This is a genomic window from Candidatus Collinsella stercoripullorum (assembly GCF_027669965.1).
Classification (GTDB): Bacteria; Actinomycetota; Coriobacteriia; order Coriobacteriales; family Coriobacteriaceae; genus Collinsella; species Collinsella stercoripullorum.
The window spans coordinates 1-16,893 of the sequence record NZ_JAQECM010000041.1; the positions used below are offsets into that span (position 1 = coordinate 1).

General features: G+C 64.3%; 18 protein-coding genes. 8 read left to right on the plus strand and 10 right to left on the minus strand.

Going from position 1 to position 16,893, the window contains the following annotated elements; all coding sequences use genetic code 11:
- Positions 1-177 precede the first annotated feature (177 nt).
- Both PHA29_RS08055 and PHA29_RS08060 read right to left on the minus strand, forming a co-directional pair.
- Positions 178-489, minus strand: coding sequence for a YerC/YecD family TrpR-related protein (locus PHA29_RS08055; RefSeq protein WP_270405545.1), 312 nt, complete (start codon positions 487-489; stop codon positions 178-180).
- Between the two features lie 183 nt (positions 490-672).
- The gene (locus PHA29_RS08060; RefSeq protein ID WP_270849088.1) at positions 673-1,728 is read right to left on the minus strand and encodes an FAD:protein FMN transferase; all 1,056 of its coding nucleotides are present in this window, start codon (positions 1,726-1,728) and stop codon (positions 673-675) included.
- An 85-nt stretch (positions 1,729-1,813) separates the two neighbouring features.
- Here PHA29_RS08060 and PHA29_RS08065 point away from each other — a divergent pair, with 85 nt between their 5' ends.
- Positions 1,814-2,182, plus strand: coding sequence for a phage holin family protein (locus PHA29_RS08065; protein WP_270849090.1), 369 nt, complete (start codon positions 1,814-1,816; stop codon positions 2,180-2,182).
- Positions 2,183-2,206: 24 nt separating this feature from the next.
- On the opposite strand, the gene PHA29_RS08070 is transcribed toward PHA29_RS08065, so the two are convergent.
- Positions 2,207-2,635, minus strand: coding sequence for an RrF2 family transcriptional regulator (locus PHA29_RS08070; protein ID WP_270849092.1), 429 nt, complete (start codon positions 2,633-2,635; stop codon positions 2,207-2,209).
- Between the two features lie 264 nt (positions 2,636-2,899).
- Between PHA29_RS08070 and cysK the strand changes: the two genes are divergently transcribed.
- Both cysK and mnmA read left to right on the plus strand, forming a co-directional pair.
- Positions 2,900-3,841 (plus strand): cysteine synthase A, encoded by a 942-nt coding sequence (gene cysK / locus PHA29_RS08075; RefSeq protein WP_408612043.1) that lies wholly within the window; start codon positions 2,900-2,902, stop codon positions 3,839-3,841.
- Positions 3,842-3,976: 135 nt separating this feature from the next.
- The gene (gene mnmA, locus PHA29_RS08080; protein WP_270849094.1) at positions 3,977-5,113 is read left to right on the plus strand and encodes a tRNA 2-thiouridine(34) synthase MnmA; all 1,137 of its coding nucleotides are present in this window, start codon (positions 3,977-3,979) and stop codon (positions 5,111-5,113) included.
- A gap of 264 nt (positions 5,114-5,377) precedes the next feature.
- Here the strand turns inward: mnmA and fucO are convergent, their stop codons facing one another.
- Complete coding sequence (gene fucO / locus PHA29_RS08085; protein WP_270405550.1) at positions 5,378-6,538, minus strand: lactaldehyde reductase; 1,161 nt, start codon at positions 6,536-6,538, stop codon at positions 5,378-5,380.
- Between the two features lie 262 nt (positions 6,539-6,800).
- On the opposite strand from fucO, the gene PHA29_RS08090 reads away from it, so the two are divergent.
- A complete protein-coding gene (locus PHA29_RS08090; RefSeq protein WP_270849096.1) occupies positions 6,801-7,499 on the plus strand; it encodes a FadR/GntR family transcriptional regulator in 699 nt (232 codons plus the stop codon).
- Between the two features lie 122 nt (positions 7,500-7,621).
- On the opposite strand, the gene PHA29_RS08095 is transcribed toward PHA29_RS08090, so the two are convergent.
- From PHA29_RS08095 to PHA29_RS08115, 5 genes are all read right to left on the minus strand, one after another.
- Complete coding sequence (locus tag PHA29_RS08095; protein WP_270849098.1) at positions 7,622-8,494, minus strand: dihydrodipicolinate synthase family protein; 873 nt, start codon at positions 8,492-8,494, stop codon at positions 7,622-7,624.
- A 79-nt stretch (positions 8,495-8,573) separates the two neighbouring features.
- Positions 8,574-8,900 (minus strand): L-rhamnose mutarotase, encoded by a 327-nt coding sequence (locus PHA29_RS08100; protein WP_270849100.1) that lies wholly within the window; start codon positions 8,898-8,900, stop codon positions 8,574-8,576.
- A gap of 55 nt (positions 8,901-8,955) precedes the next feature.
- Complete coding sequence (locus PHA29_RS08105; protein WP_270849103.1) at positions 8,956-9,846, minus strand: amidohydrolase family protein; 891 nt, start codon at positions 9,844-9,846, stop codon at positions 8,956-8,958.
- Between the two features lie 35 nt (positions 9,847-9,881).
- Entirely contained in the window at positions 9,882-10,976 is a 1,095-nt protein-coding gene (locus PHA29_RS08110; RefSeq protein WP_270849104.1) for a Gfo/Idh/MocA family protein, read from the minus strand.
- 125 nt (positions 10,977-11,101) lie between these two features.
- Positions 11,102-12,121, minus strand: a complete 1,020-nt coding sequence (locus PHA29_RS08115) for an L-rhamnose/proton symporter RhaT (RefSeq protein ID WP_270849106.1) — start codon at positions 12,119-12,121, stop codon at positions 11,102-11,104.
- 260 nt (positions 12,122-12,381) lie between these two features.
- On the opposite strand from PHA29_RS08115, the gene PHA29_RS08120 reads away from it, so the two are divergent.
- The 4 genes from PHA29_RS08120 (at position 12,382) to PHA29_RS08135 (ending at position 16,501) form a co-directional block, all read left to right on the plus strand.
- A complete protein-coding gene (locus PHA29_RS08120) occupies positions 12,382-13,554 on the plus strand; it encodes a type 2 periplasmic-binding domain-containing protein (protein ID WP_270849108.1) in 1,173 nt (390 codons plus the stop codon).
- Positions 13,555-13,616: 62 nt separating this feature from the next.
- A complete protein-coding gene (locus tag PHA29_RS08125; protein ID WP_270849109.1) occupies positions 13,617-14,783 on the plus strand; it encodes a CaiB/BaiF CoA transferase family protein in 1,167 nt (388 codons plus the stop codon).
- A complete protein-coding gene (locus PHA29_RS08130; RefSeq protein ID WP_270849110.1) occupies positions 14,780-15,913 on the plus strand; it encodes a CaiB/BaiF CoA transferase family protein in 1,134 nt (377 codons plus the stop codon). Before PHA29_RS08125 ends, PHA29_RS08130 begins: the two co-directional genes overlap by 4 nt.
- A 138-nt stretch (positions 15,914-16,051) precedes the next feature.
- Complete coding sequence (locus tag PHA29_RS08135; protein ID WP_270849111.1) at positions 16,052-16,501, plus strand: MaoC family dehydratase; 450 nt, start codon at positions 16,052-16,054, stop codon at positions 16,499-16,501.
- Positions 16,502-16,608: 107 nt separating this feature from the next.
- Here the strand turns inward: PHA29_RS08135 and PHA29_RS08140 are convergent.
- Positions 16,609-16,893 (minus strand): L-rhamnose mutarotase (locus tag PHA29_RS08140; protein WP_270849114.1); only part of this gene is annotated, 285 nt, incomplete at its 5' end.

Consider the following 16,893-nt stretch of genomic DNA (forward strand, 5'->3'; position numbering starts at 1 on the left):
GCACCCTATCGTACACGCCCGCGCGGACAGCGCGCCGCGGGCGGCCCCGCGCGACCGCGCGCCACCGGCCCCGCCGCGACGGCGCTCCACAAAAAACGCGGGAGCCGTACGGCCCCCGCGTCTCGGTCCGAGGCGGTCGGGGCCCACACCGCCCGACCGCCCGCGCCGCCCGCGCCCCTAGGCGCGGCCGCGCTCCTGGTCCTCGAGCTTGATCAGGATGCGGCGGTACCCGCCCTGCTCGCCGTTGAGCGCTTTGGACACGCGGCTCACCGTGGTGGACGACGCCCCCGTGCGCGCCTGGACCTCGACATAGGGCTCGCCCTCGTCGAGGTAGCGCGCCACCTGCAGGCGCTGCGCGAAGTCGCAGATCTCTCGCGGGGTGCATAGGTCGGTGAGGAACGCGCGAACGTCCTCCTCGTTCTCGAGCAGCAGGACCGAGCGCACGAGCTGCTCGACGTCGCCGCGCTCAAACATCTTCTCGATATTCATGACGTACCGCCGTATCCGCTAGAAACGTATAGAGAGCATACTGGCGGCGGGCTCCTGCGCAAGGATTCTATTCACAGTGCAGGGCTGACCGGACCCGCCGCATGCAGTGTATCACACCATCGCGCTAAAGTGGAACCCGTACCGACGAGCGGCTGCTTCCGGGACGGTCGGGGGAACGCCGCGCTACAGGCGCGGGAGCGTGGGCACGAGGGAGAGCCGCTCCGCGACGCCGTCCGTCCACGACACCCGGTCGGCGTCGTCGATCAGGACCGCCTCGATCCCGGGCAGCCCCCCGATGAGGTCGAGCGCCGCGCGCGACCCGGCCATGAGTGCCGTGGTCGACCACCCGTCGCAGTCGATGGAGCGCGCCGCGACGATGGTCGCGCTCGTCAGGTCGGTGCGCGCCGGCCTGCCGTCGGCCGGGTCCAGGATGTGGTGGTAGGTGATGCCGCCGCGCGTGAACCGCCGCTCGTGCAGGCCGCTCGTCACCACGGACCCGTCGGCGACCTCCACGATCGCGCGGCTATGCGCCGGGTCGAGCGGGTTCACGATGCCGATGCGCCACGGCGCGCCCGCGCGCGAGCCGGGACCCCCCGGCCGCCCGCCGCGCACGAGCACGTTGCCCCCCAGGTTGATCGCGAAGCGGGTCACCCCGCGGCCCGCGAGCAGCCCGGCGAGGTCGTCGGCGACGTACCCCTTGGCGATGCCGCCCAGGTCGAGCACGGTCCGCGGGTCGTCGATGGCGAGGGTCGGGGCTCCCCCCTCCCCCTCGCCCACCGCGATATGGCGGAAACCCACATGCGGGAGGGCGCGGGCGATGTCGCGCCGCGAGGGCACCGTGCCCGCATGGAAGTCCCACAGGGACGTGACCGTCCCCATGGTGATGTCGAAGCGGCCCCCGCTCGCCGCGCAGTACCCCAGCGCGCGCCGCGTGAGGTCGGCGGTCTCGGGCGCCACGGGGACGGGGTCGGGCGAGGCCGCATGGGCGCGGGAGATGTCGGAGTCCGGGCGCGTGCGCGACAGCCTGCGCTCGAAGTACAGGCACCGGTCGCGGCAGGCCGCCAGCGCGCCGTCGAGCTCGGCGGCGACGGCGGGGTCCGCCGGGTCGGCGCCGTCCGGCGCGTAGGCGTGCAGATGCACGTCCGTGTTGAAGACGAAGAGCGAGATGACCCTCGAGCCGTCGGCGGCGGCATGCGCGTTTGCTGTGGACGGGTCACCGTAATGGGGGCTTGGCTGCAACGGACGGCCTTTCCTGTGGAAGAATCATCCCGACCATCATAGCGCCCCGCCGCCCGCGCGGGGCGGACCCGAAAGGCGGACGACCATGCGGTTCATCCTCAACTGGCTGCTCACTTCCATCGCCATCGCCATCGCGGCCTACGTCGTGCCGGGCATCGAGCCGTTCGGCCCCGCCGAGGCATGGGTGTGCTTCGCCTTCACGGGCCTGTTCCTCGGCCTGGTGAACTCGCTCGTGAAGCCGATCCTCAGCGTGATCTCGCTTCCCGTCACCATCCTCACGCTCGGGATCTTCCAGCTCGTCATCAACAGCCTCATGCTCGAGCTCGCCGGCTCGCTGTCGGTCAACCTGCTCGGGGCGGGCATCGCCATCTCGGGCTTCGGGGCGGCGTTCATCGGCGGCATCGTCATCAGCATCATGTGCTCGGTTCTGGGAGCCGTCACCAAGGACGCCTGAGGCCGCCGGCGCGCGGGAGAGGCGTCAGTCGAGGCAGGCGACGCCGCGCGGGGCGGAGGCGAGGTCGGCGATGGAGATCGAGTCGAGGTACTCGGCGATCATGGAGTCCAAGCGCGACCACATGCCGACGGTCGGGCACTCGCCTGCGCGGTCGCAGCCGCGGCGGCTGCCCTCCAGGCATGAGACCGGGGCGAGGCTGCCCTCGGTGAGGCGCAGGACCTCCCCCACCGCGTACTCGTGAGCGGGCCGGGTGAGACGGTACCCGCCGCCCTTGCCGCGCATGCCCGAGAGCAGCTGCGCGCGGACGAGCGTCGAGAGGATGTTCTCGAGGTACTTCTCCGACACGTCCTGACGCTCGGCTATCTCCTTCAGAGGTATGCGTCCGTCGCCTTGGTTCTCGGCGAGATCGACCATGACGCGCAGCGCGTACCGCCCTTTCGTTGACACCAACATGGTCGTCTCCCCCCTTCTTGTCCGGTTTCGGTATCAGGATACCAAATTCACCGCAAGCTCGCAGCTACGATGCCTGAAATGGAGGGGTCGCTAATTCAAGGAACGACACCCCTTGCGACCTCGGATCCAGCCGTACAATCGAAGTGCGGGGCGGATGCCGGGCGGCGGGCTTGCGCCAGGCACCCGTCGATCCTATAATCCCTAGTTACTTGATAGGATTATTTCGCCCCGATGGCGCCGCCCATCCGGGATACAGGAGGAATCATGAACGTCTACACCTCGGTCGATCAGCTCATCGGCCGCACGCCCCTGCTCGAGCTCGCCCGGACCGAGCGCGAGCTCGGCCTGTCCGCACGCGTCCTCGTGAAGCTCGAGCGCTTCAACCCCGCCGGCTCCGTCAAGGACCGCGTGGCGCGCCAGATGCTCGATGACGCGGAGGCATCCGGGAGGATCTCCCCGGACCGCGGGTCGACCATCATCGAGCCCACGAGCGGCAACACCGGCATCGGGCTCGCCGCGCTCGCCGCGGCACGGGGGTACCGCATGGTCGTCACCATGCCCGACACCATGAGCCCCGAGCGCCGGCGCCTCATGGCCGCCTACGGCGCCGAGGTCGTGCTCACCCCCGGGGCGCAGGGCATGGCGGGCGCCATCGCCCGCGCCGAGGAGCTCGCCCGCGAGATCCCGGGCAGCATCGTCGCCGGGCAGTTCGAGAACCCCTCGAACCCCGCCGCGCACGAGGCGACCACCGGCCCGGAGATCTGGGAGGACACCGAGGGCGCCGTCGACGTGTTCGTCGCGGGGGCGGGCACCGGCGGCACCGTCACCGGCGTCGGCCGCTACCTGCGCGCCCGCAAGCCGGACGTGCGCATCGTGGCCGTCGAGCCGGCCGGCTCCCCCGTCCTCGAGGGCGGGCAGGCAGGCCCGCACGGCATCCAGGGCATCGGCGCCGGCTTCATCCCCGCGGTCCTCGACACGACGATCTACGACGAGGTCGTCCCCGTCGCTGACGAGGACGCCTTCGCGGCGGCCCGCGCGCTCGCCCGAACCGAGGGCGTGCTGGCGGGCATCTCATCGGGAGCCGCCCTGTGGGCGGCCATCGAGCTGGCGCGGCGGCCGGAGAACGAGGCCAAGACCATCGTCGCCCTGCTGCCGGACACCGGGGAGCGCTACCTCTCCACCGCGCTGTTCGCCGACGCCGAGTAGCCGGCGCCCCGTCGGACACGGACCGATGCACCGCGCCGCCGCGGACCCCCGACCGGGCCGTCCGCGGCGGCGCATGGCGCCGGGAGGCGGCATCGGGTACCATGGCGCGGGACACGAGACGGAAAGGGGATGCGGATGGCCTCACGGGGACACGTGCTGGTCGCCATGAGCGGCGGCGTCGACTCGAGCGTGACCGCCTACCTGCTCAAGAGCCAGGGCTACGAATGCGCGGGCGCGACGATGCGCCTCGCGTGCACGCGCCGGCTCGACGAGGAGGGGGCGCGCACCTGCTGCTCGCTCTCCGATATCGAGGACGCCGCCGCCACGGCGGCGCGCCTGGGCATCCCCCATCGCGTCATCGACCTGCGCCCGGTCTTCGAGCGCGAGGTCGTGGAGAAGTTCGTCCGCACCTATCGAGCGGGCGCGACCCCCAACCCCTGCATCGACTGCAACCGGTACCTCAAGTTCGGCGCCCTGCTCGATCACGCCCTCGAGGAGGGCTTCGACTACATCGCGACCGGGCACTACGCCCGCGTCGAGTGCGCACGGGGCGCATGGGAGCTGAGGCGCGGGGCAGACGCCGCCAAGGACCAGAGCTACGTGCTCTACTCGCTCACGCAGGAGCGGCTGGCGCACGTCCTTCTGCCCCTCGGCGGCCTCGGCAAGGAGGCCGACGTGCGCCGCATCGCGCGCGAGCAGGGGCTCTCCTCCGCTGAGAAACCCGACAGCCAGGGCATCTGCTTCGTGGGCGACGACGACTTCGCCTCCTTCATCGAGCGGCGCGACGGCAGGAGCCTCCCGGAGGGGGACGTGCTCGACCGCGACGGGCGCGTCATCGGCCGCCATCGCGGCGCCCTGCGCTACACCATCGGCCAGCGCAAGGGCCTCGGGGTCGCGGCGGCGCACCCGCTCTACGTCACCGCGCTCGACGTCGAGGCGAACACGGTCACCCTCGGCGGCGTCGAGGACCTCATGGCCGGCTCGCTCGTCGCGCACGACTGGATCTGGAGCGCGCCCGCGGCGCGCTGCGAGGAGCTCATGGCGGCGGCCGGAGAGGACGGCGCGCCCGTCGCCGCGAAGATCCGCTACCACCAGCCCGACCAGGAGGCGCGCATGAGCCTGGTAGACGCGCGGGCAGGGGCCGCGGGCGGCGTGCGCATCGATTTCACCCGCCCGCAGCGCGGCATCGCGCCCGGCCAGGCGGTCGTGGTCTACGAGGGCGACACCGTGCTCGGCGGCGGCTGCGTGACGGCGGTCGGCGGCGGGCGGTAGCCCGGTCCCCGACATGCGACGCGCCCTCGCGCACGTGCATACGATCGCGTCTTCACCTGCAGCTCCCCGAACCGGACCGCCTCCCATCCCCTGGACATCTGGTTTCCTGTCCAGGGGATGGGAGGCGGGTTGCGCGCGGAGGCGCCCGGGTGGGGCGTTGCGCGCCGCCGATACCGGGCGGCGACCGCACGCGGCGGAAGGGGCGCGGACCGGACCGCCCGCGCCCCATCGCGGGGAACGGGCGGTCTCGGCAGAGCCGGATTCCTACTTCATGATCTTGCGGAACAGCTCCACGACGGTCTCATGGTCGGCGTCGCGCGGGTTGCCCGGGTAGCAGGCGTCGGCCAGCGCGTCGTCGGCGATCTGGTCGAGCTCGTCCTCGGTGATGGCCTCGCAGACCGTCGGGATGTCCACGTCGGCGGACAGCTGGCGCACCGCGGCGATGGCGGCGTCGGCGGCCTCGTCGGTCGTCATGCCGGCGGTGTCGACGCCCATGGCGACGGCGACGTCGGCCAGGCGCTCCGCCACGACCGGCTTGTTGAACTCCATGGCGATGGGCAGCAGCATGGCGCAGGCGACGCCGTGCGGGGTGTCGTAGTGGGCGGACAGGGTGTGCGCCATGGCGTGGTCGATGCCCAGGCCGACGTTGGAGAAGCCCATGCCGGCGATGTACTGGGCGAGCGCCATGCCCTCGCGGCCGCTCCCGGGCTGGCCGCTCTTGGCCTCGGCCACGGCGTCGCGCAGGTTCTTGGAGATGAGCTCGATGGCCTTGAGGTGGAACATGTCGGTGAGCTCCCAGGCACCGCGGGTGGTATAGCCCTCGATGGCATGGGTGAGCGCGTCCATGCCGGTCGAGGCGGTGAGGCCCGCGGGCATGGTGGCCATCATCTCGGGGTCGACGACGGCGACCTCGGGGGCGTCGTTGGTGTCGACGCACACGAACTTGCGGACCTTCTCCACGTCGGTGATGACGTAGTTGATGGTGACCTCGGCGGCGGTGCCGGCGGTGGTGGGCACGGCGATGGTGAACACCGCGTGGTTCTTGGTGGGGGCGACGCCCTCGAGCGAGCGCACGTCGGCGAACTCGGGGTTGTTGATGATGATGCCGATGGCCTTCGCGGTGTCCATGGCGGAGCCGCCGCCGATGGTCACGATGCAGTCGGCCTCGGCGGCCTGATAAGCCTCGACGCCGTCCTGGACGTTCTTGATGGTGGGGTTGGGCTTAATCTCGGAGTAGAGGCTCCAGGCGATGCCCGCCTCGTCGAGCAGGTCGGTCACCTTGGCGGCGACGCCGAACTTCACGAGGTCGGGGTCCGTGCAGACGAAGACCTTCTGGAACCCGCGGCGGGTGATCTCGCCCGGGATCTCCTTGATCGCGCCCGCCCCGTGATAGGAGATGGTGTTCAAAACGATGCGATTGGCCATGTTGCCTCCCTAAAGAACCGCGATGCGCGCATCATCGGCACCGCGCAATTTTGGTACCACCAATATACCAAACTCTGATGGTCCAGTACCCGGAAAATACAATCCCCTTCGCCTGGCTCAGTCCCGATGAAGCGCGTTTTCCGATGAGACGCAGAGGGAAGGGAGGCGTCGCGACAAGTGTCGTCTCCGCATAACCGGACCCGTTCCCCACGGATATCGTGCTACCATCCTATACAGGCGCACAACTACGAAAGGTAGCTCCATGCAGGTGGAACCTGTGAAAAAGGAAACGCTGACCGAGCAGGTCATGAGCCAGCTTGCCGGCAAGATCACCTCGGGCGAACTCGAACCGGGCGAGCGTCTGCCCGACGAGCGCTCGCTCGCAACGATGTTCGGGGTGACGCGCAGCCGTATCAGGGAGGCGCTCCGGGCGCTCTCCCTTATCGGTCTTATCGAGATCAAGCCCGGAGGGGGTTCTTTCGTCTCCGAAAAGGGAGGGCAGATACCCCGCGAGACCCTTCTTTGGAGCTTCCACCGGGAGCTCTCCAACGTCTCCGATCTCTACGACGCCCGCAGGCTCATCGAGGAGACCGTCTATCTCTCCTGCTACGACCATCGCACCGACGAGGTCGTGCAGGTGCTGCAAAGGTATTCCGAGCAGCTCCTCGAACTCGACCCCGCGAGCGTGGACCTCGACGACCTCCTGGACTTGCTCGACGAGATCGACACCTACGTCGGGGAGCGCTGCGGAAACGGAATCTACGCGAAGCTTATGGACACCATGATCGTCCTACGCCACGATTCGGCTCGTCGGATTCTTTCCGTTCCCGCGTCCAGCGATAGCGCCATTCTTTGGCGCACGCGTATTCTCAAGGCATTCAACCAGGATGACCGCGAGATTTTCGCATCCACGGTGGATAGCTTCTTCACCAGCTCCGTCAAGCAGCTGACCGAATTCTGATCGGCATCCGGTCCCATCCGCTGACCGAGCACGGGAGACGCTTCCATGAAAAGGCCCGCAAACGCGATTGCCGTCGCATCTGCGGGCCCATGTCGAACTTCGCGCAGCTCGATCCTTCGGCTTTATTCCACGAGATTGGCAGCGACGACCCCGTCGACGTGCGCGGCAACGTCGTCGGATAGCCCCTCGAACGGCTTCCTCATTGCCCCAACGGAGACCCCCCGCTGGGAGAGGATGTGCTTGATCGAGGGGAAGAGCCCCGCCCCCATGATCGCCTCCATGATGTTATTCGCACGGACCTGCAAACTCCGCGCCTCATCGATCCGCCCCTCCGTGAACGCCTGGAGAACCCTCCGGTAATGTGGGAGCATGAAGTTGAACGTCGACCCGATGAACCCGTCGCACCCCATCGCCAGAAACGCCACCATCTCGTTCTCAAAGCCTCCGAAACACTTGAGCGAAGGATTGATGGCGCGCAGACGCTCCATCTCATAAAGATCGAGATTCGTGTGCTTCACCCCGGCGATGGCACCCGAGGCGAACATCGCACGGGTATCGGGGTCGTACAGATTGAGCGCACGGTGCGTGTTCATCGGAATGTTGTAGTAGTAGATGCCCTCCCCGACCGCATCGGAAAGAGCGTCATAATATCCCGCCACCGCGTGGGATGAATAACCAAAGTAAATCGGAGGCGTCGCAGCAATCCTCTCATAACCCATGTCTTTGGCCGCTCGAGCATAGCGAACGGCCTCATCGGTTCCGCAAGAGCCCACATGGGCGAAAAGCGTACAGCGGTCGCGGTACTCGGCGAAGACCTCGAATAGATGGATGCGCTCCTCCGGCGTGAGAAGGAAACACTCCCCTGAGGACCCTGCGACGAAGAACCCCGCGGCGCCCTCCTTCAGGTTGGTCTCTATCATTTGGCGGATAACCTCGTCGGAGATTCGCCCATCATCCGCAAACGGCACTACCGACGCGACATACAGTCCTTCCATAATCGTTCCTTCCAATAAGCAAGGGTGGCGCGGACAAACGTCACGCCACCCGATACCGACAATTCGTGTATCCCCGGATTTAGTCCAGGTGGTAGAGCTCCTCCATATCGACCCAGGGTCCGTCCTCGGTGAGCGGCTTCATGCAGGGCACGACCGCCGCCCACCACTCCTGGGTCCTGGGGTCCGCCGCCATCTTGGCCATGTCGGCCTCGTAGTCGTCGCCGGTGTACTCGTAGTAGGAGAACAGCAGGCCGCCGTAGTGGTAGATCGAGTAGTTCCGCAGGTTGCAGGCCTTGATCATCTCGTTCACGCCCTCGAACGGGGCGGCGTGGTAGGCCTTGTAGGCGCGGTACCCCTCCTCGCCGTTCACGCGCGAGACGGAGCCGAAGCGCTGGATCTTGCCCATATTCCATTCCTTTCTATTATGGGGCACGATGGATCCGTGCCCGTTGCCTCACGTTCTAGGACAGCCGATACACCCTGCGAGCGTTTCCCGAGAACAGCGCCTCGCGGTCTCCGGCATCAAGGCTGTCGGTGATCTCGAGCATCGCCCTGGTCCATTCATCGAAGCTCATCGCGACGTTAAGGACCGGGAAATTGCTGGCGAACATCAGCTTGTCTGCATCGAAGCACTCGAGCGCGACGCCGACGGAGCGCGCGAGCCCTTCGATGCTCCACTCCCCGCTCGGGTTCAACCCGGAGACCTTGCATATCACATTGGGAAGGGAACCCAGTTCCCGCATGTTCTTGCGCCATGCGTCCTGGTAGGCTCGCTCATCGGCGGTAGGAGTCGTGCGGGCCATGACATCGGCGTCCACGATTCCCATATGGTCGAGCACGATGACGGTGTCAGGGCACTCGCGCGCCACGACGGCGAGATCGCCCAATTCGGGACAGCGCACGCACCCCTCGAACACGAGACCCAGATCCCCGAGATGCCTCACGTTTTCGATAAATCGGGGAGACAGGCAGGTGCCGGGAGCCGCGGAGGGAACATGGAGCACTTGGCGAACCCCGCGAACCTGGGGACACTTCGACCAGCCATCGATATAACCTTCGAAAGCGGACGACGTCAGGTCTCCGGCTATGCATGCACCGGCGAACACGGTCCGGCGATCCTCCACGAGGGAGCATGCCAATTCGTTCTCTCGGGAACGTTCGTCGGGTGCCATATCGACCTCGATATACACAGCTTGGCTGATCGAGTACAGACCGTCCCCTTTGCCGCTCTCCGCGCGGTAATCCTCCGTACTCCACGTGCGCTTCAGGACCGACCCCTCGCTATCGAGCCACGGGAGCCTGTAGGAGTCGAGGTCCCAGACATGAACGTGCGTATCGACGATTTCCATCATCAGCATCTCCTAGCATCGCCCCGGGGCGCAGGTAGTCACTCGGTATAGTCGACGGGGATACCGCCTTCGGCACTGGATTTGTAGCAAGCCTCCACGACGCACATGGTATGGAACGCGTCTTCGACCGAATTCATGTACACATACGAAGGGTCGTCGAGCTTCTTCATCAGGCCGCCCATCGTCCCGATGAACGCCTCGTTGAACCAGCTGCCACGTACGGGAAGCTCTTTCCACTCACCGTCGTCGTACGTGATGTACTCGACACGATCGGGCTCCCCCTCCGGATAGTCGTACATTAGCCCGAGCTTCACGCGGATCGCGCCCTTCAAGCCCTCGATCTTCAGAATGGACTCCTGATAATCCTTGGCGTAATCGTGATTGAAATTGATGTGCAGGTTCACGCGCAGGTCGTCGCCATAATCCATGATGATCGCGGTGCGGGTCTGAGCAAGCTCGCGCATCTTGGGATGCTGCATCGTCTTGCAGTACACCGCAGTGGGGTCGCCCACCAGGCTGCGGATATTGTCGATATAGTGGATGGAATGGTAGTTGATCTCCACACGGTCTTTAGGGAACAGGAACGGCCAGAGATTCCACGGCTGGGTACCGACGAGACGGTGGTCGATGTCGACGACCTCGCCGATAACCCCGCGGTCGATGAGGTCGCGCACCGCGATCATGTAGGGAGCCTGGCGCAGCTGGAAGTTGATTCCCGCGACTAGGCCCTTCTCACGGCAGATGGACAGGATCTCCCGAGCCTGCTCGATGCTCTCACCCATAGGCTTCTGGATGAGAACGCCCGCCCCGTCGGGAAGCTGACGCAGGATATCGGGCGTCGCGTTGGCGGGAACGGCGATGTCGAAGACGGCATCATATCTCTTTCCATATGCGACAAGCTCCTCAACGGAGGATGCGACATGCGGGACCCCCCAGTCCGCAGCGGCCTTTCGGGCGGCTTCGGGGTTGAGGTCGTAGACCGCCTTGACGGGGAATCCCGCGAGCTTATATGCGGGGTAATGGGATCCCTGAACGATTCCGCCTGCACCGATGGAGACGATGTTACGCGGATGCTCGGGCATTTCGGGACGGTAGGTGAGCTCGTCGATGCTGGTGACATTATCTACTGCCATGATGTACTCCCAATCTGAACAGAAATGGCGATGAGGAAGAATCCGGGATGCGCAACGGCCGTCGTCTTGGGCGGTTTCGAGACGCATTTCGTCGGAACGTGATAAATAACAATATTAGTAGGTTATTACATGCCGTTACTGATACCCAGAACGATAAGGGCGATGATGATCACGGCGTTTCCAGCAAGGGCGATCTTGCGCGGACCGGGGAACCCTGTCCACTCGCCGTCCTTGAAGCCCCATGCGTTCGCCACGATGAGCGCAAGGCCGTTGAACATGATCCAGCCGATAACGGGACCGAGCTCTCCGAGCAATCCGGTGGCGATCGCATACACGCCGAGAGCCGCGTACCAGACGAATGAGGTGAGAAGAACCTTGCCATACGCCTTCCCGCACCCGGGCTTGACATAATCGGAGAACGTCTTGTTCTTGATGAGCTTGTAGAGCGCGTAGACGAAGTTCGCGACGAACCCGCCCGCCATGACCACCGTCCATTGCAGCAGCGGCGCCACCGTCGAGCTGACGCCGTCAGCGACGGCGAGATTGACCGGGGTGTTGGAGGCGGTCGCGCCGATGTTCAGCGCCGCCGAGCCGGCACCGGAGGCGAGAGCCATGATGAATCCCACCATGAACAGGGACTTTCCGCCTCCCTGCTGGCTGGAGGACTCCTCCTCGCCCTGCTTGGCCTTCTTCATGAAACCGGCCTTGGAGAGGATGACGACTCCGACCATCAGGACCACCTGACCGATAAGGATCAGCGCGAAAACCTCCGGTTCAGGCCAGGTTCCCAAAATCGCCATGGGCACGAGGCTGCCGAGCAGGTTGGACAGACCGAGGTTGATGCCCGTGACAAGCGAGACGCCGATGTAGTCGATGGCCCGGCTGTACCAGATGGAGCTGATGCCCCAGAACATTCCCGCGAGCGCACCGCCCACCAGCATCGGAAGCGGGGTTTCTGCGAGATATTTCAGATAATCGCCGCCGATACCGATGAATGCCCAGATGTGCGGCATCGCCAAAACGCCCACAAGGGAGAAGAGCGCCCAAAACGCCTCCCATGAGAACGGTTGGTACTTCTTGAAGCATATACCGAAACTGCCTTGAAATAACGTGGCCAGCAAGAGAACTCCGAATGCTGTCGCCATGACCAACTCCTTACATCGTTGGATTACGGTCCCGCATCCCAGATCCGCGGTTTCTGGTAGCTGGTAGCACCAATTTATAGACTCCTAGGATCATCATTTTCAACTGAAAGTTGAAAATGCCGTATATAAAAGAGTAAACGGTCGATTTACTCAGATAAGCGGTATTTTGGTACTACCAATTGCTTTTTCTGTTCAGATACTAGACAAGTATTGGTACTACCACTTAAAGTGAACCTCAATTCAGTGCGCAAGGAGCACGCATGGGTTACGAGAAGGGAACGGAGACCTATATGGGCACGACGCTCAAGGGCATTACTTGGAACCACAGCCGCGGATACTCCTCGATCGTAGCGGTCACCCAACGATTCGCGGAACTTCATCCGGGTTTCGACATCCATTGGGAGAAACGCTCCCTCTCGGAATTCGAAAGTAAGCCGATCGAGCAGCTCGCATACGAATACGACCTGCTCGTAATCGACCACCCATGGGCGGGCTTCGCGGCTCGTCATAATGTGCTGCTTCCCCTCCAGTCGCTTCTTCCCGATAGCTTCCTCGCTGATCAGGCTGAGAACTCGGTCGGCCCGTCGCATCGAAGCTATGATTTCGACGGCTTCCAAAGCGCTCTCGCCATCGACGCCGCCTCTCCGGTCGCCGTCCATCGCCCGGACAAGATCTCGCCGGACGATCTTCCAAGAACCTTCGACGATGTGCTCGAACTCGCGAAATCAGGATCCGTCATCTACGCGGCAACGCCCACGTACCTGCTCATGGATTTCTACGCGTTCTGCAACACGGCGGGCGGATCCCTGTTCTCTGAGGAAAACAACCTCCGGGTGGTCGATCGCGAGACTGGGGTCGCGGTGCTGGAAGATATGCGGAAGCTGGCCTCCCTCTGCCCTCGGGACATCTTCCGGTACGATACGATCGCGCTCCATGAGGCGCTCTGCTCCAGCGGGACGGCGGTCTACTGCCCGTTCGTATATGGATACGTCAACTACTCACGACGCGGGTACGCCCCCCACCTTCTCAAAGCAACCGATATCATCCGATACCGCGGAAAGATGATGACCGGCGTGCTCGGAGGCACGGGTCTGGCGGTCTCATCCGGATGCCGCCACGTTGAGGAGGCGGTGTCGTTCGTCCTCTATGCCCTCGATCCCGAAACCCAGCGAACCATCTACTTCGACGCGGGCGGACAACCGGGCCATCGCCGGGCCTGGCTCGATGAGGAATGCAATCGACAGAGCCTCGACTTCTTCAAGGACACGCTCGCGACGCTCGACGCCAGTTATCTTCGCCCGCGTTACAGCGGCTACCTGTACTTCCAAGACCATGCGGGCATCGTAATCCGGGACTACGTGCGCGATGGGGGCGATCCTGTGAAAGCCCTCGACCGGCTCGACTGCATGTACCGCGATTCCCTGAACCTCTGAACCGCCATGATCGCGATTTCACGTCCTATCACCACCGATTTGCAGGAGGCGATCCGCGCAAGATGAAACCCCTTGACGGAATCCTGGTCCTCGATTTCTGCCAATACCTCGCCGGCCCATCCTGCGCCCTGCGCTTGGCCGATCTCGGCGCCCGCGTCATCAAAGTCGAACGTCCCCGAACGGGCGACGGCTCCAGACACCTCGTTCTCGAGGGGTGCCTGTCCGATGGTGACGCGGTGAACTTCCACGTCATCAACAGGAACAAGGAGTCTATCGAGCTCGACACCAAGAGCCCTGAAGGCCTCGCCGCGGCGAAACGCCTGATTAGCCGCGCAGACGTGTTGATCGAGAGCTTCCGCCCCGGCGTCATGGGGAAGATGGGGCTGGATTACGAAACCGTGCGGGAGCTCAACTCCCGCCTCGTGTATGCGAGCATCACGGGCTACGGCGCGCTCAGCCCTTGGGCAAAGAAGCCCGGCCAGGACCTGCTCGTCCAATCGCTTTCAGGTCTTGCCTGGCTCAATGGAAACGCCGACCAGCCACCGATGCCCTTTGCGCTCTCCCTCGCCGATTCGTATACCGGCATCCACGCCGCGGAAGGCATCTTAAGCTGCCTGATTCGACGGGAGGCCACCGGCGCAGGCGGCCATGTCGAGGTGAGCCTGCTCGCCTCCGTGATCGACCTCCAATTCGAGGTCATCACAACCTACCTCAACGACGGAAGGCGCGCGCCGAGAAGAAGCGCGTACAACAACGCGCATGCCTACCTTTCCGCTCCGTACGGCATCTACGAGACCTCCGACGGTTATATCGCATTGGCAATGGGGTCGGTCAGCGAGCTTGGACGCATCTTGGACTCGGCGCGAATCGAATCCTTCGATGATCCCGACGAATGGTTCACACGTCGGGACGAGATCAAGCGCGAGATCCAATCCGTTCTGATGACCGGAACCACGGACCATTGGCTTGCGAAACTGGAGACCGCGAAGTACTGGTGCTCGGATGTCTACACCTGGGAGCGACTCATGGCGGACGATGCCTTCACCGCCCTCGATTTCATCCAAGATGTCGCAAGACCGGGAACGGGCGAGTTGCTGACCACCAAATGCCCGATTCGGTTCTCGGGAGAGGACTTCGGTCCCTCTCGCCCAGCTCCGCGGCTCGGTGAGCATACGCGATCGATTGTCGAGGAGTTCGATCTCGGACAGGATGGAGAGGATGGCCGATGAAGCCCCTGCAGGGAATTACCGTATTGGACCTATCACAGTTCCTCTCCGCTCCGTCCGCGACGCTGCGCCTGGCGGACCTCGGCGCGGACGTGATCAAAATCGAACGTCCCGGAATCGGCGACATCTGCCGCACGATGTACATCTCCGAATGCAAGATCGACGGGGACAGCTCCCTGTTCCATGCGATCAACCGAAACAAGGAGAGCGTCGCGCTCGACCTCAAGGACCCTTCGTGCCGAGAGGCGCTCGAACGGCTCGTGAGGAACGCGGACGTGATGGTCGTCAACTACCGTCCCGGCGTCGCTGAGCGCCTCGGCATCGATTACGATCGCATGCGGGCGATTAACCCCGCGATCGTATACGGTGAGGTGACCGGTTACGGAAAGACCGGCCCCTGGGTCGAGAAGCCCGGCCAGGACCTGCTCGCCCAATCGCTCTCGGGCATCTGCTGGCTCAACGGGAACGCCGATCAACCGCCCACGCCGATGGGGCTTTCGATTGGAGACCTGTTCGCCGGACAGCACCTCGTCCAAGGAATTCTCGCCGCCGTTTTTCGGGCCAAGCGGACCGGAGCGGGGGCACATGTCGAGGTGAACCTGCTCGCATCCCTTCTGGACGCGCAGTTCGAGATGTTCTCCACCTACCTGAACGATGGCATGAAACCGCCGAAGAGAAGCGCGGTCAACAATGCGAACGCGTATATCGACGCTCCTTACGGCATCTACCGAACCTCCGACGGATATCTCGCCCTCGCGATGGTCCCCATACCCCGACTCGGAGAGCTCATCGACTGCCCGTCATTGCTCTCCTATTCCGATCCTGAAACCTGGCATACAAGACGGGATGAGATCAAGGAGGTCATCGCGGAGCACCTGCGGACAGGCAGCACAGACCATTGGCTCTCCGTGCTCGAACCTGCGGATGTGTGGTGTTCGAACGTCTATTCCTGGGACGAGCTGATGGAGACGGCGGCATTCGACGCGATTGACATGGTCCAGCGCGTCGAGCGTCCTGACGGAGCAAGCATCGAGACGACCTGCTGCCCGATCCTTATCGACGGAGAGCGCCCGAAGGGAGGCCCGGCAGCCCCCAGACTCGGAGAGCACACCGATCGCCATCTGACATCCTGAGCGCCTTGCAGATTCGAAATGCGGACTCAACCGCAGGACTTGTGAAGCAGGAGGCGAAGGACCGCCGATTTCAACGAGGATGACGCTGCCTCGCCCCAACGACCAGTCGGTGCCGCATGCACCAGAGAGGAGACCGAAATGGACGAAATGACTTTCTACTATGAGGATTACCGCATCGGAGATGTACGTGAGACAGGGGCTCGCACCATCACCGAGGCAGACATCGTCCTTCATGCCGGGCAGACCGGAGACTTCTTCCCGCATCACATGGATGCCGAGTTTTGCAAGGAGACCGAGTTCGGGCAGCGCATCGCGCACGGCACCCTCACGTTCTCCGTGGGGGTCGGCCTGACCGCCTCCTTTGTGAACCCGGTCGCCTTCTCATACGGATATGAGCACCTTCGGTTCATCAAGCCGGTGTTCATCGGGGACACCATTCACACCGTGGTCACCGTCTCCGAGAAGAAGGACCACCGCAAGCACCCGGACAAGGGCATCGTGACCGAGCACCTCGATATCATCAACCAGCGCGGCGAGACGGTCATGGTCGCCGACCATCTGCTCATGTGCCAGAAACGCGAGGCGTGACACAGAGCCGACGGCGGCGCAGAAAAGAATCCGGCCAAAAGCCCCCGTCCCGGTCCGTCAGACGGAGCGGGGCGGGGCGCCCTTCGCCCACCGCGCGGGCGCGGCCCCTAGTCCAGGTGGTAGAGCTCCTCCATGAACTCCCAGTCGCCGTCCTCGCCGAACGGCCGCATGCTGGGGCCGACCGCCGCCCACCACTCCTGGGTCCTGGGGTCCGCCGCCATCTTGGCCATGTCGGCCTCGTAGTCGTCGCCGGTGTACTCGTAGTAGGAGAACAGCAGGCCGCCGTAGTGGTAGATCGAGTAGTTCCGCAGGTTGCAGGCCTTGATCATCTCGTTCACGCCCTCGAACGGGGCGGCGTGGTAGGCCTTGTAGGCGCGGTACCCCTCCTCGCC